The sequence below is a fragment of the Amycolatopsis sp. 2-15 genome, from assembly GCF_030285625.1.
GTDB classification, from domain to species: domain Bacteria; phylum Actinomycetota; class Actinomycetes; order Mycobacteriales; family Pseudonocardiaceae; genus Amycolatopsis; species Amycolatopsis carbonis.
In genome coordinates, this window is record NZ_CP127294.1 from 8,198,024 (window position 1) to 8,221,282 (window position 23,259).

27 protein-coding genes, 1 tRNA gene and 1 pseudogene are annotated in these 23,259 nt (G+C 71.5%); 17 read left to right on the forward strand and 12 right to left on the reverse strand.

Annotated features, from left to right (window positions below):
* Positions 1-47 precede the first annotated feature (47 nt).
* The gene (locus tag QRX50_RS40545) at positions 48-1,670 is read left to right on the forward strand and encodes a M4 family metallopeptidase (RefSeq protein ID WP_285968375.1); all 1,623 of its coding nucleotides are present in this window, start codon (positions 48-50) and stop codon (positions 1,668-1,670) included.
* Between the two features lie 323 nt (positions 1,671-1,993).
* Here QRX50_RS40545 and QRX50_RS40550 read toward each other — a convergent pair whose 3' ends face one another.
* Positions 1,994-2,425, reverse strand: coding sequence for a DUF488 domain-containing protein (locus QRX50_RS40550; RefSeq protein ID WP_285968376.1), 432 nt, complete (start codon positions 2,423-2,425; stop codon positions 1,994-1,996).
* 13 nt (positions 2,426-2,438) lie between these two features.
* Here QRX50_RS40550 and QRX50_RS40555 point away from each other — a divergent pair, with 13 nt between their 5' ends.
* Complete coding sequence (locus QRX50_RS40555) at positions 2,439-3,053, forward strand: hypothetical protein (RefSeq protein ID WP_285968377.1); 615 nt, start codon at positions 2,439-2,441, stop codon at positions 3,051-3,053.
* Positions 3,054-3,075: 22 nt separating this feature from the next.
* Here QRX50_RS40555 and QRX50_RS40560 read toward each other — a convergent pair whose 3' ends face one another.
* On the reverse strand, positions 3,076-3,798 hold the full coding sequence (locus tag QRX50_RS40560; protein ID WP_285968378.1) for a TetR family transcriptional regulator: 723 nt from the start codon (positions 3,796-3,798) through the stop codon (positions 3,076-3,078).
* Positions 3,799-3,907: 109 nt separating this feature from the next.
* On the opposite strand from QRX50_RS40560, the gene QRX50_RS40565 reads away from it, so the two are divergent.
* A complete protein-coding gene (locus QRX50_RS40565) occupies positions 3,908-4,375 on the forward strand; it encodes a hypothetical protein (protein WP_285968379.1) in 468 nt (155 codons plus the stop codon).
* Here QRX50_RS40565 and QRX50_RS40570 read toward each other — a convergent pair.
* Positions 4,338-5,282 carry a hypothetical protein gene (locus tag QRX50_RS40570; RefSeq protein ID WP_285968380.1) on the reverse strand — a complete coding sequence of 315 codons (945 nt, stop codon included), beginning with the start codon at positions 5,280-5,282 and terminating at the stop codon, positions 4,338-4,340. The genes QRX50_RS40565 and QRX50_RS40570 overlap by 38 nt on opposite strands.
* Positions 5,283-5,569: 287 nt before the next feature.
* Between QRX50_RS40570 and QRX50_RS40575 the strand changes: the two genes are divergently transcribed.
* From QRX50_RS40575 to QRX50_RS40585, 3 genes are all read left to right on the forward strand, one after another.
* A complete protein-coding gene (locus QRX50_RS40575) occupies positions 5,570-6,007 on the forward strand; it encodes an IclR family transcriptional regulator domain-containing protein (RefSeq protein ID WP_285968381.1) in 438 nt (145 codons plus the stop codon).
* Positions 5,992-6,162, forward strand: coding sequence for a hypothetical protein (locus QRX50_RS40580; protein WP_285968382.1), 171 nt, complete (start codon positions 5,992-5,994; stop codon positions 6,160-6,162). The genes QRX50_RS40575 and QRX50_RS40580 overlap by 16 nt, the downstream gene beginning before the upstream one ends.
* Positions 6,163-6,238: 76 nt before the next feature.
* Positions 6,239-6,655 carry a Fur family transcriptional regulator gene (locus QRX50_RS40585; RefSeq protein WP_285968383.1) on the forward strand — a complete coding sequence of 139 codons (417 nt, stop codon included), beginning with the start codon at positions 6,239-6,241 and terminating at the stop codon, positions 6,653-6,655.
* 11 nt (positions 6,656-6,666) lie between these two features.
* Here QRX50_RS40585 and QRX50_RS40590 read toward each other — a convergent pair whose 3' ends face one another.
* The gene (locus QRX50_RS40590) at positions 6,667-7,593 is read right to left on the reverse strand and encodes a hypothetical protein (protein WP_285968384.1); all 927 of its coding nucleotides are present in this window, start codon (positions 7,591-7,593) and stop codon (positions 6,667-6,669) included.
* Entirely contained in the window at positions 7,562-8,563 is a 1,002-nt protein-coding gene (locus tag QRX50_RS40595) for an EamA family transporter (RefSeq protein WP_285968385.1), read from the reverse strand. The genes QRX50_RS40590 and QRX50_RS40595 overlap by 32 nt, the downstream gene beginning before the upstream one ends.
* Positions 8,564-8,632: 69 nt before the next feature.
* Here QRX50_RS40595 and QRX50_RS40600 point away from each other — a divergent pair, with 69 nt between their 5' ends.
* The 5 genes from QRX50_RS40600 to QRX50_RS40620 all read left to right on the forward strand — a co-directional run bounded on the left by QRX50_RS40600 (position 8,633) and on the right by QRX50_RS40620 (position 11,242).
* Positions 8,633-9,487, forward strand: a complete 855-nt coding sequence (locus tag QRX50_RS40600) for a LysR family transcriptional regulator (protein WP_285968386.1) — start codon at positions 8,633-8,635, stop codon at positions 9,485-9,487.
* Between the two features lie 114 nt (positions 9,488-9,601).
* Complete coding sequence (locus tag QRX50_RS40605) at positions 9,602-9,973, forward strand: hypothetical protein (RefSeq protein WP_285968387.1); 372 nt, start codon at positions 9,602-9,604, stop codon at positions 9,971-9,973.
* Between the two features lie 426 nt (positions 9,974-10,399).
* A tRNA-Cys gene (locus QRX50_RS40610) sits at positions 10,400-10,473 on the forward strand.
* 35 nt (positions 10,474-10,508) lie between these two features.
* Positions 10,509-10,964 (forward strand): HNH endonuclease, encoded by a 456-nt coding sequence (locus tag QRX50_RS40615; protein ID WP_285968388.1) that lies wholly within the window; start codon positions 10,509-10,511, stop codon positions 10,962-10,964.
* 53 nt (positions 10,965-11,017) lie between these two features.
* Positions 11,018-11,242, forward strand: coding sequence for a hypothetical protein (locus QRX50_RS40620; protein WP_285968389.1), 225 nt, complete (start codon positions 11,018-11,020; stop codon positions 11,240-11,242).
* 635 nt (positions 11,243-11,877) lie between these two features.
* On the opposite strand, the pseudogene QRX50_RS40625 reads toward QRX50_RS40620, so the two are convergent.
* The 4 genes and pseudogenes from QRX50_RS40625 to QRX50_RS40640 form a co-directional block, all read right to left on the reverse strand.
* A pseudogene (locus tag QRX50_RS40625) lies at positions 11,878-12,888 on the reverse strand (alpha/beta hydrolase).
* Positions 12,889-12,937: 49 nt separating this feature from the next.
* Positions 12,938-13,870, reverse strand: coding sequence for an ornithine cyclodeaminase family protein (locus QRX50_RS40630; RefSeq protein WP_285968390.1), 933 nt, complete (start codon positions 13,868-13,870; stop codon positions 12,938-12,940).
* On the reverse strand, positions 13,867-15,000 hold the full coding sequence (locus tag QRX50_RS40635) for an aminotransferase class I/II-fold pyridoxal phosphate-dependent enzyme (RefSeq protein ID WP_285968391.1): 1,134 nt from the start codon (positions 14,998-15,000) through the stop codon (positions 13,867-13,869). Before QRX50_RS40635 ends, QRX50_RS40630 begins: the two co-directional genes overlap by 4 nt.
* On the reverse strand, positions 14,984-15,613 hold the full coding sequence (locus tag QRX50_RS40640; RefSeq protein ID WP_285968392.1) for a helix-turn-helix transcriptional regulator: 630 nt from the start codon (positions 15,611-15,613) through the stop codon (positions 14,984-14,986). The genes QRX50_RS40635 and QRX50_RS40640 overlap by 17 nt, the downstream gene beginning before the upstream one ends.
* Before the next feature lie 118 nt (positions 15,614-15,731).
* Between QRX50_RS40640 and QRX50_RS40645 the strand changes: the two genes are divergently transcribed.
* Positions 15,732-16,787 carry an alkene reductase gene (locus QRX50_RS40645; protein ID WP_285968393.1) on the forward strand — a complete coding sequence of 352 codons (1,056 nt, stop codon included), beginning with the start codon at positions 15,732-15,734 and terminating at the stop codon, positions 16,785-16,787.
* Here QRX50_RS40645 and QRX50_RS40650 read toward each other — a convergent pair.
* Together QRX50_RS40650 and QRX50_RS40655 are read right to left on the reverse strand one after the other, a co-directional pair.
* Positions 16,772-17,641, reverse strand: coding sequence for a TIGR03620 family F420-dependent LLM class oxidoreductase (locus tag QRX50_RS40650; protein WP_285968394.1), 870 nt, complete (start codon positions 17,639-17,641; stop codon positions 16,772-16,774). The genes QRX50_RS40645 and QRX50_RS40650 overlap by 16 nt on opposite strands.
* On the reverse strand, positions 17,638-18,378 hold the full coding sequence (locus QRX50_RS40655; protein WP_285968395.1) for an SDR family NAD(P)-dependent oxidoreductase: 741 nt from the start codon (positions 18,376-18,378) through the stop codon (positions 17,638-17,640). The genes QRX50_RS40650 and QRX50_RS40655 overlap by 4 nt, the downstream gene beginning before the upstream one ends.
* A gap of 120 nt (positions 18,379-18,498) precedes the next feature.
* Between QRX50_RS40655 and QRX50_RS40660 the strand changes: the two genes are divergently transcribed.
* From QRX50_RS40660 to QRX50_RS40675, 4 genes are all read left to right on the forward strand, one after another.
* Entirely contained in the window at positions 18,499-18,987 is a 489-nt protein-coding gene (locus QRX50_RS40660; protein WP_285968396.1) for a MarR family winged helix-turn-helix transcriptional regulator, read from the forward strand.
* Between the two features lie 138 nt (positions 18,988-19,125).
* Complete coding sequence (locus tag QRX50_RS40665; protein ID WP_285968397.1) at positions 19,126-20,340, forward strand: alginate lyase family protein; 1,215 nt, start codon at positions 19,126-19,128, stop codon at positions 20,338-20,340.
* Between the two features lie 96 nt (positions 20,341-20,436).
* Positions 20,437-20,934, forward strand: a complete 498-nt coding sequence (locus QRX50_RS40670) for a hypothetical protein (RefSeq protein ID WP_285968398.1) — start codon at positions 20,437-20,439, stop codon at positions 20,932-20,934.
* Between the two features lie 78 nt (positions 20,935-21,012).
* Complete coding sequence (locus QRX50_RS40675) at positions 21,013-21,891, forward strand: SDR family oxidoreductase (RefSeq protein ID WP_285968399.1); 879 nt, start codon at positions 21,013-21,015, stop codon at positions 21,889-21,891.
* Between the two features lie 4 nt (positions 21,892-21,895).
* Here QRX50_RS40675 and QRX50_RS40680 read toward each other — a convergent pair whose 3' ends face one another.
* Positions 21,896-22,357 carry a winged helix-turn-helix transcriptional regulator gene (locus QRX50_RS40680; protein ID WP_285968400.1) on the reverse strand — a complete coding sequence of 154 codons (462 nt, stop codon included), beginning with the start codon at positions 22,355-22,357 and terminating at the stop codon, positions 21,896-21,898.
* Positions 22,358-22,439: 82 nt separating this feature from the next.
* Between QRX50_RS40680 and QRX50_RS40685 the strand changes: the two genes are divergently transcribed.
* Positions 22,440-23,147: an SDR family oxidoreductase gene (locus tag QRX50_RS40685; RefSeq protein ID WP_285968401.1), complete on the forward strand. Its 708-nt coding sequence runs from the start codon at positions 22,440-22,442 to the stop codon at positions 23,145-23,147.
* Positions 23,148-23,259 lie beyond the last annotated feature (112 nt).

Genomic DNA, 23,259 nt, shown 5'->3' on the forward strand with positions numbered 1-23,259 from the left:
CTCGCACGGGCCACTCGGGTTGGCCCTCTGTGCGGAAGGTAGACCGTATGTCTTCGAAACGGCTGGCCGTGCTGGCGACAGCAGTGACGGCTTCGTCGATCCTTGTGGCCGCCGGTGGCGCCGCGAGCGCGTCGCCCCAGCAGACCCAGGTGAGCACCGACTCCCTCGGCCGCGTCATCGCCGTCCAGCCCGCGGCCCCGATCGCCGCCCGCGGCCTCGCCGGGAACGCCGCCGCGGCCGCGCAGTCGCACACCGCGGACCTGGCCCGGCAGTTCGGTCTCGCCGTCGGCGACCTCACGCTCACCAGCGTGCAGTCCCTTCCGGGCGGCAGCGTCGCGCGTCTGCAGCAGAACGTCGGCGGGGTACCGGTGTACGGCGCGCAGATCGTGCAGGACCTCGACGGCAGCGGCGCGCTCATGGCCGCGCTCGGCAAGACCACGCAGCGCACGCAGGGCTCGTTCCCGGCCGACGCGAAGGGCGCCCAGGACCGCGCGGCCGAGGCCGCCCACGCCGCCGTGGCGCAGAAGGACGCCGGCGTACTGAAGACCGGCGCGGAAACCGCGTACTGGTACGACGCGAGCCTGGGCGGCGACGGCGCGAGCGCCACCGCCGTGCCGACCTACTTCGTGCCCGTCAACGGCGTGGACCCCGAGGACAAGTGGACCGTCGTCGTCGGCGCCGACACCGGCAACGTCCTGCAGGTGTGGGGTGAGTCGGAGGCCGCCACCAACCGCGTGGTGTGCGACGCGAAGCGCAAGGTCGTGGACCTCGACATCGCCACGCTGGCCGACCTGCGCTGCGGCGTCGGCACCGCGTTCGGCGTGACCCGCGGCGAGGGCCAGGCCGCGGTCGCGACAGCGGACGTCAACAGCGTCTACGACTTCTTCGGCAAGGCACAGGACTTCTACTCCCAGTTCGCCTCGTACGACCTCACGGCCAACATCGGCGCCGACTACCACGACGGCAAGGGCAAGGCCCTGCGCGGCACCGTGCGCATGTGCGAGGTCGAGACCGAATCGGACGGTCGCCGCCACACGCAGTGCCCGTGGGCCAACGCCTTCTGGGAAGGCGAGCAGATGGCCTTCGGCGAGGGCGTGACCACAATGGACATCACCGGCCACGAGCTCACCCACGGTGTCACCCAGCACACCTCGCAGCTCGGCAACGGCTACGCGGGCGCGCTCAACGAGGGCATGTCCGACGTGATGGGCCAGTTCATCGCCATCAAGTCCGGCGACGCCAACGTGCAGGGCGAGAACCGCTGGCTGATGGGCGCGGGCTCGTCCATCGGGCAGGTCCGGGACATGAAGAACCCGCCCAACTCGGGCGAGGGCCCCAGCCCCGACCGCGTCAACGGCCAGTTCTGGGTCGGCGCCAACGGCGACCCCCACATCGACGCCGGCGTCGTCGACAAGACGGACTACCTCATCACCGACGGCGACACCTTCAACGGCCAGACCGTCCGCGGCATCGGCGAGGACAAGGCCATCGCGCTGTGGTGGAAGGTCGAGAACCTGCTGCGCCCCACGTCCACCTTCAAGGACCTCGGCACGGCCCTGAACTCCGCCTGCACCACCAACGCCCGCACCGGCGTCGCCGGCACCACCACGGCCGACTGCACACAGGTCGCCAACGCGGTGAAGGCCACGCAGCTCAATCTGGCTCCGTAAGGGGTTCCGCTTCCCGGCCGCTGCCGGCGCTCGCTTGTGCGGGTGCCGGCAGCGGCTTTTCGCGTGTGTGTCGCGAACTTGCCAGCCTTCGCGATGCGAACGCGAGACACGCCCAAGTGCACGGCCACTCGCGGCAGCAGCCACGCAATCCGGCTCGCTCCCGCCTGCCGTCGCCGCCCCCTCTTCAGGTGCCAAGCGGTCTCTCTGGCGTCCGTGTCGCGAACCTGGCGGCCTTCGCGATGGGACGCGAAACACGGGGTTTCGCGTGCGTGTCGCGAACTTGCCAGCGCTCGGTGCCGCGAGCAGGGACGATGGGGGCTGTGTCAGTCTTCCGAAAGCAGCTGCGCCAGGACGGCGGCCTGGCTGATGTCCAGGGCGCGGCTCGCGGTGAGCAGCGTGAGCGGGCCCTGTGCGGCGCGGTCGCGCAGGGCGGCGAGCGCGTCCGCTGCCGGGCCGGGGGCGGCGAGCTCGTCGCGGTAGCGGCGGGTGAACTCGGCGAACCGGTCGGGATCGTGGGCGTACCACTTGCGCAGCTCGGTGGTGGGGGCGACGGCCTTGCACCAGTCGTCGAGGGCGGCGGTGGCCTTGGCCAGGCCGCGCGGCCAGACGCGGTCGACGAGGACGCGGGTGCCGTCGTCGGGGCCGGCGGGGTCGTAGACGCGTGCGATGTGGACCATCGAGCCATTGTCGCCCACCCGATCGTCCGGCACAGCATTGTCCGGCACCGCGTTGTCGAGCACCGTGTTTTCAGCCACGGCGGAGCCGGCCGTGGCTAGCGCGCCCGAGCGCAACCGGGTGACGCCGCTGGGCGAGATCGTCGCGATCCCGCTGCGCGGCGCGTGGACGGGCAACCGCGGCATCCTCCACTCCGAACACGAGATCGTGCGCACCCACGCGAGCGACCTGTGGATCACCTGCCGGCTCGAGTTCCGCGGCCGGTGGCGCGAGCAATGGCTGCCGCACCGCTACACGCACCTGTACTTCCACGACGAGGCCGTGTCCTTCGCCGCCGGCCACCGCCCGTGCGGGGAGTGCCGCCGCGCGGACTATCTGCGGTACCGCGACGCCTGGGCGGAGGCGCTCGACATCGCGCCGCCGTCCGCGCGGGCCATGAACCGGCAGCTGCACACCGAACGCGTCGACGGTCGCCGGCGCCGGCTGCACGAGCGGCCGTGGACGGAGCTGCCGGATGGGGCGTTCGTCCTGCGCGAGGACGGGCCCGCCCTGGTCGTCGACGGCGGCCTGACCGGCTGGACGACCTCCGGCTACGGCCCGCGCCACACCCTGCCCCGCCGCGGAACGGCCCAGGTCATCACGCCACCCGCGACCATCGCCGTCCTCCGGGGCGGCTACCCGGTCGAGATCTCCGCGACGGCGCTCTAATTAATGGCACTGAGTGCACTTATCAGTCCGAATCCTGGAAGGCCGCACCGAGCCGGGCCATGACCTCCGGCAACGGCGTCGCGGTACTCAGCACCGCGACCACCGTCGTCTCGGCGTTCACCGGCCGGAAAGCCTCTCCCACCAGGGCAAATGCCCGCGCCGCACTCACCGCGATGTCGTCCTTGCCGCCGCTGCGCAACCACCGCCGCAGCACGTGGTTGTTCGCTGCCGCGATCGCCGCCGCCGCGACGGCCGCCCGGAGGCTCGCCGTCTCGTCACCCTGCTCGGCGAACCGCGTCTGCAGGTACCGCGCGAGCACACGCTGGTACCGGTCGACCGTCGCGACTTCCTTGTCCCGCAACGAAGCCACGGTGCGCGTGAGCGTGAACCGCTTGAGCGACACGTCGAGGTCCGCGGCGTAGTAGTCGAGCACCAGGCTCACTGTCGAGCACGCCACCTCGACGGGGTCGCGCGACGGATCGGCGCGCTCGAAGGCCTGCTCCATCTCCGTGACGATCTCGTCGTGGTTGGCGAAGAGCACGTCGTCCTTGGTGTCGAAGTACCGGAAGAACGTGCGGCGCCCGACTCCCGCCGCGGCGGCGATCTCGTCGACGGTCGTCGCCTCGTACCCGTTGGCCACGAACAAGTCCACGGCCGCCGAGGACAGCGCGCGGCGCAGCTGCCGTCGGCCGGCGGGCGTCGCCCCGACCCGGGTGGCCGGCGCGCGGCGCTGCGATTCCGTCATGCCCGAAGACGGTAGCAGGCCGCCTTGCTAGTGGCACTGAGTGCCGTTAGACTCGTGGTCGGACCTCGGACCCCTGTAACCACTCCCCCGCAACCGGAAGGCGTCGACGATGAGCCTCGACCAGGAGCTCCAGCCGACCGAGCTCGCGCCGGCAGAGCGCGCCCACGAGCGGTTCGACGCCTACTACGGCCGCCTTTTCGGCTGGTCTGTCCGCTGGCAGGGCAGCCGGCTGTTCCTGGCGCTCGAAAACGGGCTGTGCGCCGTGACCCTGCCGAAGCTCGCCGCCGGCCCGGTGCTGCGCCACCTCGCCGACACCGGCTGCCAGGGCCCCGTCCTGGTCCTGCCCACGCAGCACGGCCCGCGCGTCGCGATCCTCGCCGAGACCGACGGCCTGGTTCCCCCGCGCACCACCCTGCCCGCCGACGTCGACCTCCTCGACTGCGGCGCCCTCGTTCCGCTGCCGATCGGCCCGCAGGTCCCCGGCGTCTCCACCGAATGGCTCGCCGCCCCGGACCCACGCCAGCGCTGGCTGCCGAGCCTCAGCGCGGTGCTGGCCGGGGTCCGCGTCCGTCACTGACCGCCCTCAGGCTCGCCAGATCTTCAGCGGACCGCCACCCACACAGGCGCCTGCCCGCGACGAGCACCGTGGTGTCGCTGACGAACACGCTCAGACTTCCGGCGGCACCGAAGCCGTAGTCCTCGACCGGCGCCCGTTCCCAGCGCGCGCCATCTTGAGACAGCCACACCACCACCGGCGGCGGAAGCACCGCCGCGACGACCAGCCCCACCACCGCGTCACCTGACCGAAGCGCTGCTCTTCGGGCTTCCCGACGCCGGCGTCCGGCAGCATCCCGACCGTGATGTCGCGGGACGCGGTCCAGTCGTCCCCGCTTGCGGCGCCACGCGGTCGGGCGCCCGCGCAGGGAACCAGGCTCGTCGGCTGTCCACGAAATGGGGGCCACCGAGGAGAACGTCAGCGCTTCCATCCTGTTCGCTGGCTGTCGCTCGATGTCTCCGGCCGGAAAATGTGTCCGCTCTGGCGTCGTGGCGACGGCAAAGGCACCGACCCTGTGAGGATTCGGACACCCCGTTGAGGGGGAAGGCTCAGCGGCTGGCCGCGAGCTGTCCCCGAGAATGTGCGCGGCCTGGTCCACGAGGTCGTCCACCCCGGCGACGAGGGTCTCGATCTCGGCCCACCGGCGGCGGTCGCGGTCGGCGTCGGGCGCCAGCGCGGTGTCGACGAGCAGCAGGAGGGTGTCGATCTCGTAGACGAGGTCGGCGAGTTTCAGGAACGGCACGTGGTCCGGCAGCGAGCCGGCCGCCGCCGCGCGGGCGCAGGCGGCGTGTCCCATGCTGCGGCAGACGGCCTGCAGCCGGGCCCGGATCTCCTCCTTGCGGGCCCCCGCCCGCGGGACGCCGGTGCGGATGTTCCAGGCCACCGAGAGAAGGCAGCGGCCGGCGTCGTCGAGGGAGGTGTTCATCACCGCGCGAGTCTGGTGGACACGCGGTGGTTGCGGGCCCGCTCAGCCGTTCGACACGCGAAGGCCACCGGATCGGGTGAACGGCTCTGAGGTTCCCTTGCTGATCGTCGGTTTTCCGCGTGCGGCACCACGTCCCGCTCACCGAGCTCGGTGCGACCGGTCCCGCCACGGGTCTGTGCTGGGCTCGTGCGAGACGGATCTCCTCATGTTTGTCCTTTGTGGACTAATGGCCGGCGCCCACCGGTCCTCGGTTCGAGGGCGCCGGCCAGGCTCGTGCATCACTGACCGAGGTGGCCGAGCTCGCCGGCGTCACGCGCGCGGCCGCCCGCCGCTTCCTCCTCACGCTGGCCGAGGTCGGCTACGTGCACACCGACGGCAAGCGGTTCTGGCTGCGGCCGCGGATCCTCGAACTCGGCAACGCGTTCCTGTCGAGCCAGGCGCTCGCGGAGGTCGCACGCCCGCACCTGGACAAGCTGGTGGCGGAGGTCGACGACTCGGCCGCGCTGTGCGTGCTGGCAGACGACGAGATCGTCTACGTCGGACTGGTCCGCACCCCGGCGCGGCGGATCATGGCGCTGAACGTGACGATCGGCAGCCGGATCCCGGCGCGCCCATCGTCGATGGGCCGGGTGTTGCTCGCGTTCCAGCCCGAACAGTGGCGGGCGGAGTACCTCAAGCGCGTCGAGCTGCAGCGTTCACGCCAGACGGACAGGTGTACGCGTCGCTGAACGTCTCGATGCACTCCACCCGGCGCTCGAAAGAAGAGATGCGCGCGCAGCTGCTCGAACCGCTGCGCCGCACCGCCGGCGAGATCGAAGCAGACCTGCGCGCCATCGCGCGGCGGCGCCAGTCGTTCGGCGTCGGCGACGAGGACGGGGCCTGAGCAGGCCGTCCTCGGCCGGGTGTGACCCGGGCCCCTCGATCGGTGGTAGTGGGTGGTGCGAAGTTACCATCGGGTCATGGATGACTTCGCGGTCCAGCTGAAGCGGAGGGGACTGCGGAACACGGCCCAGCGCCGGGCGGTGCTCGGTGCCGTGCGCGACCACCCGCACACCACGGCCGCCGAGATCGCGGCGGCCGTCGAGGCCGGCACGGGCGGGCTGTCGCGGCAAGGGCTCTACAACGTGCTGGACGACCTCGTCGGCATCGGCCTGCTGCGCACGCTCGAACCGGCCGGCTCACCCGCGCGCTTCGAGCTCGACCGGCACGACAACCATCACCACCTGGTGTGCCGCGGTTGTGACCGGATCGAGGACGTGCCGTGTGCCGTGGGCTCGGCGCCGTGCCTGCACCCGTCGTCGGCGCCGGGGTTCACGATCGACGAGGCCGAGGTGACGTGGTGGGGGCTGTGCGCCGAATGTGCGGCGCGAGCCTAGACCTGCTCGGGTCAGTCCGGCGCGGCGTCAGTCCCGCTCGGGTTCGGCTCGGGAGCCGCAGTCTCCGGGACGGCCGTCTCGCGGGTTGTGGTGTCGGGAGTCGCCGTCTCGTCGACGGTCAGGGTGAGCAGGCGGATCATCGCCTCCACCGGCAGCTTGCTCTCGTCCGCGTGATCGAGAAACGACAACACGCGCAACCCCTCCGGCGTGAGCGCCGAGGTGTCGTCGCCGACCTGCGCGCTCGCCGCTTCGAGGGTGCCGAGGCCGGCGTTGTGGTGCGCGTCGCGGACGGCGTTGCGCAGCACGGCGAGTTCGGCCGGCGACGGTCCACGTTTCTCTTCGCGCAACCTTTGCACGATTCGCACCACCTGAGGTGACCTCGCCGCCACGGACTGGCGGGCCGCGAACGACGCCACCATCCGCGGGGTCGAGCGCGTCTCCTGCGGGGACGCGGGGATCACGGGTGCGGCGGCACCTTCCACACGCAGGCTGTCGAGCGCCGCGGCCCGGCGTTGTTCACTTTCGCGCAGCCGTGCGAGCGGATCTTTACGCCGGGAAGCCGCGAATGTTCGAGCTTCATCACGCGCGCGTTGCCCCGCCTCGGTGACCCGCGGGCGCCGCCGGCCCGTGCCCTCGGCCGCGGCCTGGCGGCGGTTGTTCTCGAACCACGCCTCGAACGACTGCCCGCGCCGCGGCGGCTCGTGGACCTCGGTCATCGCGGCCTGGGCCGCGTCGTTGAACCAGCCTTCCAGCCGCGAGCGCAGGAAGCCGCCGGGACGTTCACCGGACTGGCGGGGCCGCTGGCGGGTGCCGTCGGGCAGAGTGCTGAGCGCGATCAGCAGCGCGTCGGGGCAGTAGCCGCTGCTGTACCAGAACTCGAGCTGGCGCTCGACGTCCTCGCGCTCGTCACGCGTCAGCGTCTCCGTCACCCAGCCCATGCGCCGGAACAGGACACCGGTCGCCTGCGCGCGTTCGTGCTCGTCGCTCGGGATCACCGTCGACGGCCACGCGCGGTCCGACATCCGCACCATCCGACACCTCCTGCACCGACGGTACGGCGCCCGCGTTCGCGCCCTTCACCCGACACGCCGCCACCGTGTCGGCCGCCACGATCACCCCGATCGCGGCCAAAGACAGGGCGTCGAGCCGCTGGTGGAGCACCACTTCGCCGACCAGCGCGGCCAGCACCGGGTTCACGCTCATGAAGACCCCGAAGAACCGCGCCGGCACCCGGCGCAGCGCCAGCAGGTCGGCCAGGAACGGCAGCGCCGACGACAGCACCCCCGCGGCGAGCGCGGCGCCGAGCGCGGCCGGTGTGGGGCGGTGGTGGAAAAACACCACGATTCCCACGGGCAGGTACAGCAGCCCGGAGACTCCCGCCGCCGCCGCGGCGGAGCCCTGCGCGCCCGGCAGCCGGCGGCCGACGGTGCGGTTGAGCAGGATGTAGCAGGCCCAGCAGCCGGCGGCGACCAGCGCGAGCGCGACGCCGAGGTAGTCGGTGCTGGGGCGGGGCCGTGCGAGGATTCCGACAGCCGCGGCGGCCGCGAACGCACACATCAGGTCCGTTCGGCGACGCGAACCGGCCAGCGCGACAGTGAGCGGGCCGAGGAACTCCAGCGTCACGGCCAGTCCGAGCCCGATGCGGTCGATGGCGGAGTAGAGCGAGAGGTTCATCGTCGCGAACACCACCGCGAGCGCGAGGACCGGACGCCACTGGCGGGCGGTGAACGACCGGAGCCGCGGGCGTCCTACGGCGAGCAGCAGCACCGCGGCCACCCACTGGCGCATGGCCACCACGCCGACCGGCCCGAGCACGGGAAACGCCAGCGCCGCCGCCGCTGCGCCGAGCTGGTTCGCGGCCGCGCCGCCGAACATCAACGCCACGCCGGTGCGGTTGTCCTGGGTCATGGGGCCGAGCCTGCGGCACGGCCATGCATGCGCAAAATGCATTCACCGCGCCACGCATACGCTGAAGTCATGGATCTGGAGCTGCGGCACCTGCGGTGCCTGGTGGCGATCGTGGACACGGGTACGTTCACGGACGCGGCAATCGAGCTCGGCGTCTCCCAAGCCGCGGTGTCGCGCACCCTTGTTTCGTTGGAATCCGCACTCGGCGTGCGACTTCTCCACCGCACGAGCCGCAGCGTCACCCCCACGACGGCCGGCGTGCAGGTGCTCGCCCGCGCCCGGCACCTGCTGGCCGAGGCCGAAGACCTCGTGCGCGAGGCCACGACGGGGCACACCCGGCTGCGCGTCGGCCACGCCTGGTCCGCGATGGGCCGCCACACGGCCGAGTTCCAGCGCCGCTGGGCCGATCGCCACCCCGACGTCGAGCTCCTGCTGGTCCGCACCAACACCGCGACCGGCGGGCTGGCCGAGGGACTGTGCGACCTCGCCGTGGTGCGCACCGCCGTGGACACCCGCAAGTACGCGCACGCGACCGTCGGCCACGAAGCCCGCTACTGCGCCATGGCCACCGACGACCCGCTGGCGCGCCGCCGCACCGTCACGCTCGCCGATCTCAGCCCGCGCGTCCTGGTGATCGACCGCCGCACCGGCACCACGACCGCCGACCTGTGGCCGCCGGCCGAGCGCCCGCGTATGGAGCCCACCCACGAGATCGACGACTGGCTGGCCGCCATCGTCACCGGCCGCTGCGTCGGCGTCACGCCGCACTCCACCGTGACCCAGTACCGCCGCGACGGCATCGCCTACCGCCGCGTGCGCGACGCGGCCCCCGTTCCGGTGCGGCTGATCTGGCACGGCCGCGACCCCCATCCGGCCACGCACGCCGCGGTGGCGCTGCTGAGCGAGCTCTACCGGGCCCGCTGAACCACCACTGTGGACGGTCACCCCTTCGGGCGTAAGGACCGCGCGGGGGCAGACATAATCGGCTGCGGGCGGGATGCTCCATTTCGGACAATCGCGAACAGGAGGGGGCGTTTCATGAGGAATCTCCGCTTCCGCGCCGCCGTGCTGGCGACGCCGCTGGTGGCCGCGAGCCTGCTCGTCGCGCCGGCCCCGGCCTCCGCGGCGCCCGCCGTCACCGATCTCGACTGCGGGTTCTTCGCGTGCAGCTGGGTGTTCAGCAAGAGCGCCACGAAGCTGATCGCCGAGGGCGCGCCCGCGACCCGCGTCTGCAAGAACATCCCGAAGCCGGGAAACCTGGCGTGCGGCGTCGCCATCGCGGCGCTGGTCGTGACCGCGAAGAAGGCCCGCAGCGAGGGCAAGTGCGCGAAGATCACCTGGACCAAGACCCCGGCGCCGCCCCTGGGCACGTGGTGGCCGTCGGTCGAGGGTGGCAAGCGCTGCAAGTAGGTTCCCTCCGGCCGTCGGGGTGACGAGTACCCGCCGGCCGGGGCGGTGCGGGGCCGTCCCGTCCACTGTGGACGCGTGGACGGCCCCGCGAAACATTTCCGGGGGCCGGCGAGGTCGTTCGCCGGGCGAATTATCACCGTTGACGCCGTCGCGCGAAGTCGGTCATGATGTGGTGGTACACCATCGACCGAGGAGTGACGAGAATGTTCGGCGGCGAAGAGCGCATGGCCTGTCCGGGGTGCTTCGGCATCGCGGGCGATGCTCGGCGCCTGCCTTACGCTGCCGAGACACCAGGCTCCACGCCGTGACGCACCCAGAAACGCGTCGCAGCAGGGAGCCGCCCGTCGGGAGACCGATCAGGGCGGCTTTTTCGTTCTCCGTGACTATTTCGTGACATTTTCGGCCTCGATTTCCGATCCTCTTTCCGACCACGTGCCCGAACGGCCAGGGAACCGCCTGCAAAGCGGATCAAACCGGTTCGACTCCGGTCGCGGTCTCCACCCGAGCGAAAACCGAAAAGGAGGTGCCCGCCGCCATGGCTGTCCTGGTCCTCAACGCCGGCTACGAGCCCCTGCACACCGTCTCCGTCCCCCATGCGATCCGGATGCTCGTACGCCACGTCGCGGTCGTCCACGAGAGCGACGGCGCCGACCTGGGCATCTTCCCGCGTCCGAAGGTCGTGCGGCTGCTGCGGTACGTGGTGATGAAGTGGCGCTACTCCGGCCCGCCCCGGTGGTCGCGCCGCGGCGTGCTCCAGCGCGACGGCTACACGTGCGCCTACTGCGGCCGCCACGCGACCACGGTCGACCACATCGTCCCGACGTCCCGCGGCGGCGAGCGCACCAGCTGGCTCAACACCGTCGCCGCGTGTGGCGGCACCGCGCGCAGCTGCAACGCCCGCAAGGCCGACCGCACCCTCGCCGAGACCGGGCTGACGCTGCGGATCACCCCGCACGTGCCCACGTGGGACCAGCTGCACCTGCTGCGCTGACCGTCCACATGCGACACCTGCCGGCGACGGCCGGGCGGCGCTAGGCTGGCTCCATGAAGGGGCTGCTGTTGCGCCTCTCGGCCGTCGACTCCGACGCCGAGGCCGCGGTACGGGTGATCGCGTACTTCGACGAGCTCGTCGCCCACCACGCCACGATCGCCGACCTGGTCCGCGCCACGGCCTCCCTGGCCAATGCGTCGCCGGCCTCCAACGCGGCGCCGAACCGGCTCTGCGCTTGCGCCCCGAGGGCACCCGCGCGACCGGACCGGAGCCGGTGACGACTCCGGTCTCCGCGCCAGCGCGCGACGGCGGGCCGCCGGCCGAACCTCGGCACAAGGCAACCGACCTCGGCGGCGGGCCCGACAGCGACCCCTGCCGAAGCGCGCACCCCGGCGAGCGACATTGGCAGCAACACGCAGACAACACCACGCGCCACGGCAACCGACCTCGGCAGCGGGCCCGACAGCGACATCACCGAAGCACGCACCCCGGCGAGCGACGTCGGCGGCAAGCCACAGGCAACACCACGCGCCATGGCAACCGACCTCGGCAGCGGGCCCGACAGCGAGACCCTCACCGAGGCCCCCGCCCAAGCGAGCGGGCGCGCTACCGGGGCCCTCGCGGGGTCCTCACTCGCCGCGCCCGGCTCGCATTTGTTCGCACACCGACTCTCGCACCGCACCTGACCCGCCGCGCCCGACTCACCCTGGTGGCACCTCGCCTCGCGCACCGCACCCCAACCAGCCACAGCCGGCTCACCCCGTTCGCACACCAGCCCGACCCACCACACCCTGCCGGCACACCGCCTCGCGCACCGCACCCGGCCACCCACCGCCGACATCAAAACCCAAGCCACACAACGAAAACGCGGCGCCCAGGCCAGCACCCGGACGCCGCGTCACCGACAAGGCCGTCAGCTCAGCTCCACACCCAGCGCCCGCGCCAGTACCGCGCGGGACTCCGCGGCCTCGCGGCGGGTGATCGTCGCGTGGCGGACCATGGCGGAGCCGTGGAAGGTGCCGGGGAACAGGTGCAGTTCGGTGGGTACGCCGGCGGCGAGCAGGGCCTGCGCGTAGGCGATGCCCTCGTCGCGCAGCGGGTCGAACTCCATGACCGAGATGTACGCCGGCGGCAGGCCCGCCAGGTCGGTCGCGCGGGAGAGCGCGGCCTAGACGGCCACGCCGCCGGTGCCGCGGATGCCCGGGCCGAGGTAGGAGTCCCAGCTGAACTCGGCGTTGGGGAGGTTCCACAGTGGAGTGTCGTCGAACCGGCGCATGCTGGGCGTCTGCAGGCGGTCGTCGACCTCCGGGACGCCGAGGAACTGGAACACGATGGCCGGACCGCCGCGGTCGCGGGCCGGCAAGGCGAGCGCGGCGCACAGGCCGCCGCCCGCGCTGACGCCGTGGATGACCACGCGCTCGGGGTCGATGCCGAGCTCGTCGGCGTGCTTGACCGACCACACGAGCGCCGCGTAGCAGTCCTCCAGCCCCGCCGGGTACGGCGCCTCGGGCGCCAGCCGGTAGTCCACCGACACCACGACGACCCCGAGGTCCCGCGCGAGGTCGAGCACGACCGCGTGATCGGTGTCGAGGTCGCCGACGATGAAGCCGCCGCCGTGGACGTTGAACAACAACGCGGGAGACGTGATGTTGTCCGGTGTGTAAATCCGAACAGCCACGTCGGGCGCGCCCTTCGGGCCGGGCACGGTCGTGTCGCGCACGGTCACGCCGGTCTCGTCGACGTCGCCGAGCAGTTCGAGCATTATCTCCTTCATCCTGTCCCGCGCCGCCACGACGTCCTTCAGGTCGCCGAGGTCGGGGAGCATCGGGAGAGCGGCGGCGAGCTCGGGATCGAACGCGTAGTCCATGCGGGCCCCCAGGAGTGCGGTTCCCGCCATCCTCCCGGTTCCCGCACCCGCGTTCATCCGCCAAGCGTCGCCGACCCGCGGCCCCGGGCCCGCCACGCGGCGGAGCTCAGCCCAGGTGCCGGAACACCGCCGTCGCCACCGCGGCGTCGGCCACCCCGACGCCGGTGAGGTCCGCGATCGTCAGGCCCGCGCGGTTCGGCACGCCGTCGCGCAGGACGAGGCCGGCGGCGACGTCCGCATCGTCGGCGACCGTCCCGGCCCGCACTGCGTTGCCGAAGTCGCCGTGCGCGAGGCACTGCGCGTGGTCGTCGGTCGCGATCGTCGTGGCGCGGGCGAACAGCCCGGCCGGCAGCTCCGCCTTGCCCGGCAGGTCGGTGCCGATCCCGGTCACGTGCACCGCGGCGAACGCCTCCGTCGGCGCCACCGGGCTCGTCGAAGCCGTCGCCGTGATCACGCACGGCGCGGCCGCCGCCTCCTCCGCCGTCGCGGGCACCGCTGTCAGCCCGGCTTCGCCCAGCTCAGCGCACAGCTTCCGAACGGCCTCCGGCCGCCGGCCGCACACCCGCACCCGGGTCAGCGGCCGCAGGTCCGCGAGCCACTCGCCCTGCAGCCGCGCCTGCAGTCCCGTGCCGAACACGGCCACCTCGTCGACGTCCGGCGGGGTCAGCGCGTGGGTGATCAGGGCGCCGGCAGCGGCCGTCCGCCACGCCGTGAGCCAGCCCTCGTCGGCGAGCACCGCGGCGGGCACGCCGGTCCCCGCGTCGAAGACCAGCATGAGGCCGCTGTTGGTCGGCAGGCCGCGCTCGGCGTTGCGGTAGAAGCCCGAGGCCACCTTCACGCCGAAGTGCGAGGCACCTTCGAGGTAGCCGGCCTTCACGTGGCAGTCACCCTCGGCCTCGGGGAACCACATCGCGATCGGCGCGGGCATCTGCGCACGCCCCTCGGCGTGCGCGATCAACGCACCGCGCACGGCGTCGAACACCAGCCCCCGCGTCGCCACGGCCTCGATCTCGGGCAGCCCCACCACGTCCAGCGTCATCGCCGCTCCTCCAGGAACTCCGCCCACGCGGCCAGCCCTTCGTCCGGACCACGACGGCCCACGCCGACGCGGAACCGGTCGCCCGGCGTCGTCGTGAGGTCGGATCGGTAGATGCTCGCCGGCAGCAGCAGCACGCCACGCTGCTCGACGAGCTCGGTGCACATCGCCTCGACGCCGTCGGCGCCGAGGTAACGCGGAAAGCACACGCAGCCACCCTGCGGAGGTGCCCAATCGAACAGATCTTGGTAATTCTCGAAAAACGCGTCGAACTTCGGCACGTTCTCCGCGATCACCGCGCGGTTGCGCGCCAGGATCGCGTCCCGCGCGCGCAGCCCGATCAGCGCGAGCACCTCGCTCGGCGCAGAGTTGCAGATCGACGTGTAGTGCTTGGCCCGTTCGAGCCGCCGCAGGATTTCCGGGTCACGGCAGGCGATCCAGCCCACGCGCAGGCCCGGCAGCCCGTAGGCCTTGGACATCACGTTGAGCGAAAGCGCCGACGCGGACAGGTCGGCGGCCTGCGGCAGCGTCGCCGACGGGTCGAGCTCCAGCCCGCGGTAGACCTCGTCGCTGAACAGCAGCACGCCGCGCTCCTCGCACAGGCGCACGAGCCGCGTCCAGGTCTCGACGTCCGGCACGGCGCCGGTCGGGTTGTTCGGGAAGTTCACCGACACCAGGCGCGTGGCGGGCCGCAGCTGCCGCTCGATCTCGTCGACGTCGAGGGCCCAGCCGTCCTCGGGCCGCAACGCGACGCCGGACACCTCGCCGATCGAGAGCGGGATCGTCTCGGCCGCCTGGTAGTTCGGCGTGATCACCACGGTGTGGTCGCCCGGTTCGAGCAACGTCCGCATCGCCAGGTAGAGACCTTCTTCGGCACCGGCGAAGCACAGCACGTGCTCAGGTCCGACGTCGGTGTAGGTCGCGGCGATCTCCTCGCGCAGCGCGGGCAGGCCGTAGGTCTCGGTGTAGCCCAGCGCGAGGGTCTCCCAGCGTTCGCGGCCGTCGTCGTCGGCCAGCGCCAGCAGTTCGGCGACGGTCATGGTCTGTACGTCGGACGCCGTGAGGTGGTGGCGGGCGGTGAACTCCCAGCGGGAGAAGTACGTCTCCAGGCGGAAGTCAGGAAGCGTCGGCATCGGGCTCCTTGCGCATCTCGGCGAGCAGTTGGTAGGTGGCCGAACGGGAGATGCGCAACGCGCGCGCGACCACGGGCACGGATCGTCGCTGCGCGAACACGCCGGCCGCGTCCAGACGTGCGAGAAGCACCAAACGCTGTTCGCGGGTCAACACCTCGACCGGGGTCGCTTGATCGCGAACGAACTCGCCCACCACGTCGTTGAGCGTCTCGGTCCAGTCGCGCTCGAACAACGCCTGAGGCTGTCCGGTCACCGGAGCCGCGAACCCGGACAACAGCTGCGCGGCCTGGTCGAACGCGGTGCGGTCGACGTTCACGCACAACACCACTTCGGCGTTGCCGTGTTCGTCTCTCACCACCGCACTCACACTCGACAGCCGCCGCCCGTCGGGCAGCGACTTCGGGTACGGACCGTAGACGTCTTTCCCGGCGGGGCGCAGGCCGTCGAGCTCGCCGAGCAGCGACGGGTCCCCGGGTTCCCGCCCGGAGAACGCGTTCCAGATGCCGAGCACGCAGTCCGTGCGCGGGTCGTGCAGCACCACCTCCGCGTGCGGCGATAGCAGGCGCACGATCGCCTCGCACACCGGCGCCCAGCGCGCCGTCCTCCCATCCATGGTCCTGGACACTACATCCAACATGGACGAAGAGTCCAGCCATCCACTGTACCAAACAGTACACTTCGTTCTGTACGATCCAGTACAGACACTCAGACAGTCGACGGAAGGAACCCGCGTGCCCGATCTCTGGAGTCCCGTCGACGTCGGCCGCATGCGTTTGCGCCACCGGCTGGCGCTGTCGCCGATGATGCGCAACCGCGCACTGCCCGACGGATCGCCCACCCCGCTCGACGCCGAGTACTTCGCGCAACGAGCGTCACTCGGGCTGCTGATCACCGGCGGCACACAGCCCTCGGCCGACGGGCAGGGCTTCCTGCTCAGCCACGGCTGCCACACCGACGCGCACATCGCCGGCTGGCAGCAGGTCACCAAGGCGGTGCACGACGCGGGCGGGCACCTGTTCGTCCAGCTCATGCACGCCGGCCGCGTCGCGCACCCCGACAACACGCCGCACGGCCGGGCGCCGGTCGCGCCGTCGGCCGTCGCGGCGGGCGTCGGCATCCACACTCCGAGCGGCAACCAGCAGGTCCCGCCGCCGCGGGAACTGTCCACGGAAGAGGTCTGCGCGACCGTCGAGGATTTCCGCCGCGCGGCCGCCGCCGCGATCGAGGCCGGTGCCGACGGTGTGGAAGTCCACGGCGCCAACGGTTTTCTCGTGCAGCAGTTCCTCTCCGCCAACGCCAACCACCGCACCGACGCATACGGCGGGTCCGTCGCCGGCCGCACGCGGTTCGCCCTGGAGGTGACGGAGGCCGTCGCCGCGGAGATCGGCGCCGACCGCACGGCCGTGCGCCTCTCCCCCGGCCTGCGCGGCTTCGGCATCGACGAGGGCGAGACCGGGCCGGCGACCTACACCCACCTGGTCCGCGCCCTCGCCGGCCTCGACCTCGCCTTCCTCCACCTCACCCACCACGGCGACGAAGCGCTCCTGACCGAGCTGCGCACCGTGTTCCCCGGCCCGCTGCTGCTGACCCGCCCGGGCGCCACCATCGAAGAACGCGCCGCCGACGTCGAAACCGGACTCGCCGACCTCGTCACCCTCGGCCGCCTGGCGCTGGCCAACCCCGACGTCGTCACGCGCCTGCGGACCGGCGCCGCCCTCAATACCCCCGACCCCGCCACGTTCTACGGCGGCGGGGCCGAGGGCTACACCGACTACCCGGCGCTCTGAGCCAGCCCGGCGAGCTCACGCCACTGCGGCAACGACAATCCGTCGACGCCCAGCACGTGAAGGGCCACGTGGTCCGCGCCCGCCTGGAGGTGCTCCGCCACGCGCTTGCCGATCGCGTCGAGGTCGCCCCAGGCCAGGACGCTGTCCACGAGCCGGTCGCTGCCGCCGTCGGCAAGATCGGCTTCCGTGAACCCCTGCGCCAGCAGGCTCTTGCGGTAGGCGGGCGCCCCGAAGAACCCGGTGAGGAAACCCCGGCCGGCTGCCCGTGCCTTCGCGGGGTCCCGCTCCAGAGTCACGGCCTGATACGGCGCGAGCAGCGGCCCGGTACCGAGCAGTTCACGCGCCGTCGCCGAGTAGTCCGGTGTGACGAGGAACGGGTGCGTCCCGCCGGCCCGCCGCCGCGCCAGACCGACCATCTTCGGCCCCATCGCCGCGAGGATCAGCCGCTGCGCCGCCACCGGCTCCGGCTCGGCGTCGAGCTCGTCGAGGTACGCGGCCATGTCGTGCAACGGCCGGTACTCGTGGCCGTGCTCGGCGGCGGTGCCCGGGTCGCTCACGCCGAGACCGAGCAGCACCCGGTCGCCGTAGGCGCGCGTGAGCCGCGCGTGGCCCGCGGCCAGCTCCTTCGCCGGGTGGCGCCAGATGCTCGACACCGCCGGCGCGACCGTGAGCCCGCGGGTCGCCTTGAGCAGCCGTTCGAGGTCTCCCACGATGTCACCGCCACCCAGACCGGGGATCCACAGCGCGCCCAAGCCCAGCTCGTCGAGCTCCGCCGCGGCGTCGGCGATCTCACCCGGCGCGGCCGTGCGCAGCTCGACGCTCCAGACCCCGACCCGGCCGATGTCGGCAGTCATACCTGGTTCGCCCCGCCGTCGGCGAAGAGCTCGGCGCCGGTGACGAAGCTGCTCGCGTCGGTCGCCAGGAACAGCGCCACCGAAGCGATCTCCTCCGGCCGGCCCATCCGTCCCAAGGGGACGGTCGACGCGAGCGCGGAAGTGAGCTGCACGGCCGCTTCGCCGCCGCCCACGAGCCCCGAGATCCCCGGCGTGTCGACCGGGCCGGGGCTGATCGAGTTGACGCGGATCCCGCGCCCGCTCAGCTCCTGCGCCCACGTGCGGGCGAACGAGCGCACGGCCGCCTTCGACGCGCCGTACACACCGAAAGCCTCGTTGCCCTTGGTACCCGCGGTGGAAGCGGTCAGGATCACCGAAGCGCCGTCCACCAGTAGAGGAAGCGCTTTCTTGACCGTGAACAGCGTGCCCTTCACGTTGGTGCCGAAGGTGTCGTCGAAGTGCTTCTCGGTGACCTGCTCCAACGTCAAGAACTCGCCGCCGCCCGCGTTGGCGAACAGCACGTCGATCGGCCCGCCGACGGTTTCGTACAGCCGCTCGAGGTCGGCCAGGTCGGAGCTGTCCACCTGGACCCCGGTCACGTCGCCGCCGATCTCCGCGACGGCGGCGTCCAGGACGTCCTTGCGCCGCCCGGTCACGAAGACGCGCGCGCCCTCGGCCGCGAACAGCCGGGCCGTCGCCAGCCCGATCCCGCTCGTGCCACCTGTGACGACGGCGGTCTTCCCCTGTAGTGCGTTCATTGCCGTGTTTCCCGTCCGTGTAATCACCCGGCCCAGGCGTGGTCGTTCCGCTCGGCCGGTCTCCGCGGGACAATGGGGCCCCTTCGCTCCACCGCCGACCACTACGACAGATTACGGGACATGTCACCTAAAAGCAAAGACGACCCCTGGCTCGACGCACGGCAGCAGCGCGCCTGGCTCGCCTACATCCGCGTCCAGCTGCGGCTGAGCTACGAGATCAACCGGCAGCTGCAGACCGACAGCGAGCTGTCCATGCCGGACTACGACGTGCTCACCGCGCTCGCGAACGCCCCCGGCGAGCGGATGCAGATGACCGCACTGGCCAACCAGATCGGCTGGGAACGCAGCCGCACCGGCCACCACGTGCGCCGCATGGCGACGCGGGGACTCGTCGACGCGCGCACGTCGAGCAGCGACCGGCGCGCCACCGAGGTCAGCTTGACCACGCCGGGCCGGGAGCTCCTGGAGAAGGCGGCACCGGGCCACGTCGAGCTCGTGCGCAACCTCTTCTTCGACGGCCTGCCCGCGGAGCTGCTCACCCCGCTGACCGAGGCGATGGAGAACATCTACGCCAACATCCTGGAGCGCGGCACGCTGCCCCCGCCGTGAGACTGCCGCTGCCGCAAGGAAAAGCCGTCCCTGCCAGTGGCACACGGGTTTTCGCGCCCGGTGGACCAGACCATCCGGGGTGAAGTAAATTCACTTTTCACGCACGGTCCGCCGGCCTGCGCCCCTGTTCTCAAAGTCGTGGACGAAGGGCAGCTCATGCACCGGAAGTTCGTTCGTTGCCTGGCGGCCGCGGCCGCCACCGCCGTGGTGATCGCCACCGGCCCGGCGGCCGCCGCCCAGCCGGCCGCGCCCGCGGCGCCGACCGCGCCGGCCACCTTCACCCACCCCGGTGTGCTGGTGAGCCGGGCCCAGCTGGACACCATGCGCCAGCGCGTGCAGGCCGGCACGCAGCCGCAGAAACAGGCGTACGACTCGATGATGGGCTCGAAGTACGCGTCGCTGTCCTACACGCCGCACCCGCGGGCCGTGGTCGACTGCGGGCCCAGCTCGATGCCCAACAACGGCTGCACCGACGAACGGGAAGACGCGATCGCCGCGTACACGCAGTCCCTGGCCTGGTACGTGACCCGCGACGCGCGTTACGCGACCAAGGCGATCCAGATCATGGACGCGTGGTCAGCGACCATCAAAGACCACACCAGCGACAACGCGCACCTGCAGACGGCGTGGTCGGCCTCGACCTGGCCGCGCGCGGCGGAGATCATCAAATACGCCTACGGCACCTGGCCGAACTCCGGGCGCTTCGCCACGATGCTGCGCTCGGTCTACTACAACGAGATCCAGGGCAGCGACGGGCGCACCGGCAACTGGGAGCTCAGCATCGCCGAGGCCATCGTCGGCATCGGCGTGTTCCTCGAGGACAAGACGATCTACGACCGCGGCATGTCGATTTACCGCAACCGCGTGCCCGCGTTCATCTACCTCAGCTCCGACGGCGCGCTGCCCAAGACCGTGCCCGGCAGCGGCCTGACCACCCGCGACCAGATCATCGGTTACTGGCAGGGCCAGTCCACCTTCGCCGACGGCCTCACCCAGGAAACCTGCCGCGACTTCGTCCACACCGGCTACGGCATCGCCGCGATCGCCGAAGTGGCCGAGACCTCCCGCATCCAGGGCCAGGACCTCTACGGCACCGACATCGGCGAGCGGCTGCGCCAGGCCCTGGGCTTCCAGACCAAATACGAGCTCACCGCTCCCCCGTCCTGGCTCTGCGGCGGCACGGTGAAGCGCGGCCTCGGCCCCGTTACCGAAGTGGGCTACAACGCCCTGCACAACCGCCTCGGCATCGCCATGACCAACACCCAGGCCTACACCACCGGCCACCGCCCCCAGGGCAGCAACAACCTCTTCGTCTCCTGGGAAACCCTCACCCACGGCGACAACCCCGCCTGACCGGGTTCGGTTCCGGGGCCGCCTCGCCGAGCGCGGCGGCCCCGGAATCCGCGAAACCTCCTCCCGCCGGCCCCGGCGAGGTGTTACCAAGAGCGCATGAGAAAAGCGCTCGCCTGCTCGTTCTTGCTGCTCGCGGCGGGCTGTTCGACGCCGCCGCAGCCACCCCCGCCGCCGCCCGACCCGATCGTGACGTCACCGGTCGTGACGCCGTCCGTCTCGACGGTGCCGGCCCGGCCCACCACGACCACGGCGTCTTCACTGGCCGCCAAAGACGGGTCCGACCTCACCGCGTGCCGCGACGGTTCGTGTGACGTGCTCATCCACGGTTCGGTGACCGTGCCGCTGGACGCACGGTTCGGCACGCGCCGGCTGACGCTCACGCAGTCGCCGCCGGACCGGCTGGACTTCGCCATCGACCGCACCGAACTACCCGACACCAAGGGCCACTTCCGCGGCGAGGGCTACGTGAGCCTGGCCAACCGGATCACCGTCACCGTGCTCGACATCGACGCCACCGGGGCCGTGATCCGTGTGTCGCCGTCGAGTGAGTCGTCCGAGGACAAGATCTGGGGTGACGACTCGCGGTTCGACTGAGCATCTCGACTCATGTAGTCGTTGACTAGATTGTTGTCGACGTCTACATTGGCGGACGCCTACCGAAAGGACTCCGCCGTGTTTCCTTCCACCCAGACCTGGTTCATCACCGGCGCCGGTTCCGGCTTCGGGCTCGAGGTCACCGCCCAGCTGCTGGCCGGCGGCCACCGCGTCGCCGCCACGAGCCGCGACCTGAGCCCGGCGTTGAAAGAACTCGCGCAGCAGCACGGTGCCCGGCTGTGGACCGCGGAGCTCGACGTCACCGATCCCCAGACCGTCCACACGACGATCGGGCAGGCCTTCGCCGAGCTCGGCCGTATCGACGTCGTGTTCTCCAGTGCCGGCTTCGGCGTGCTGGGTGCGGCCGAAGAGCTGTCGGACGAGCTGCTGAACCGGCAGCTCGCCGTGAACCTGCTCGGTCCCATCCACCTCACACGCGCGGTCACGCCGTGGCTGCGCGCGCAGGGTGGCGGACGGATCATCCAGATGTCCAGCTCCGGCGGCCACGTGCCCGACCCGGGCATGAGCTTGTACAACGCGTCGAAGTTCGGCGTCGAGGGCTTCTTCGAGTCGGCGGCGGTGGAGCTGGCGGCGTTCGAAATCTCGGTGACGCTGATCGCCCCGGGCGGCACGCGCACGGCGTTCAACGCCAACATCGCGCAGGCCGAACCGCTGCCCGCCTACGAGGACGGCGCGCTCGGCCAGGTGCGCGGCGCACTCGCGGGCGGGATGGACGAAACCGCGCTGCGCCACGCCGTCGCGGGCGATCCGGCGAAGATCGCGCGCGCGATCATCACCTCCGCGAGCACCACACCCGCGCCCCGGCGGCTCGTCTTCGGCGCCGCGGCCTACGAGGCCATCACGACGGCGTGGCAGCAGCGCCTCGAAGCGCTCACCGCCCAGCGCGACCTGGCCCTGAGCTCCGACGCCGACGACGTGCTCGCCGACCGCGCCTGACGCGTCAGTCTTCGAGAGCCCCCGGCCCGCGGCGGTAGGCGACCTTCGCCGGGTCGACGACGTGGCCGTCTTCGTCGACAAAAGCCAGGTGCACGGGCCGGTCGTCGGTCGTGTCGACGTAGATCGTCGCCGGGCCGTGGCCGGTCGGGAGGTACTCGTCGCCCCACTCCGACAGCGCGGCCAGCACCGGCAACAGGTCCTCGCCGACAGGCGTGAGCACGTACTCGACGCGGGCCCGCTGCCCCGGCTCCTGATACGGCCGCCGAGCGAGGATTCCGGCCTCGACCAGGGACTCCAGCCGCGACGCGAGGAGATCAGTCGGCACGCCGATCTTCTGGAACTCGGCGAAGCGGGTCCGCCCGTGGAACGCCTCGCGGACGATCAGCAGGCTCCACTTCTGCCCGAGCACCTCCAAGCTGCGCGCGATCGAGCAGCGGCTGTTGGTCGGGATCGCCATGGCCTTCATGACCCCCATCGTACGTCACACTTGGCATTTCGGAGTCAGCTTGCTAGCTTGGAATTACCAAGTAAGAGAGCCGGAGGAAGTCATGACACGTCTGCAGGATGCCGTTGTCCTGGTCACCGGGGCCAACGGCGGGCTCGGCCTCGAGTTCGTCGACCAGGCGCTGGAGCGCGGGGCCCGGCGCGTGTACGCCACGGCGCGCACCCCGCGCCGCTGGGACGACGAGCGCGTGGTGCCGCTCGCCCTCGACGTCACCGACGAGGCCTCGGTCGCAGCAGCGGCCGCGGCTGCCTCGGACACCACGGTGGTCGTGAACAACGCGGGCGTCAGCGGACGGCAGAGCCTGCTCACCGTGCCGCTGGCCGACGTGCGCGCGGTGTACGAGACGAACGTCTTCGGCGCGCTGGCCGTCGCGCAGGCGTTCGCGCCCGTGCTGGCGGCCAACGGCGGCGGCGCGCTCGTCGACATCCACTCGGCGCTGAGCTGGCTGGCCACGTCGGGCGCGTACTCGTCGAGCAAAGCGGCACTGTGGCAGATCACCAACTCGCTGCGGCTCGACCTCGCCGGCCAGAAGACCCAGGTGCTCGGCGCTCACCTCGGCTACACCGACACGCCGATGACCCAGGCCCTGACCGTCGAGAAGGAAGACCCGCGCGACATCGTGGCGGCGATCTACGACGGTCTGGAGGCGGGCGCGCTCGAGGTGCTGGCGGACAAGACGTCGCGGGACATCAAGGAAAACCTGTCCGGCCCGGTGGAGGCGTTGTACCCGGAACTGACCGCGACGGTGTGAGCCGGCGGGTGTGATTCCGCGCTCTGAATCCACGCCCTGAGTCCCGCGCTTTACGTCCACTGTGGATCGTGTGGTGTGCGACGTGTTCGAGGTGTTAAGAATCGAACGTTCG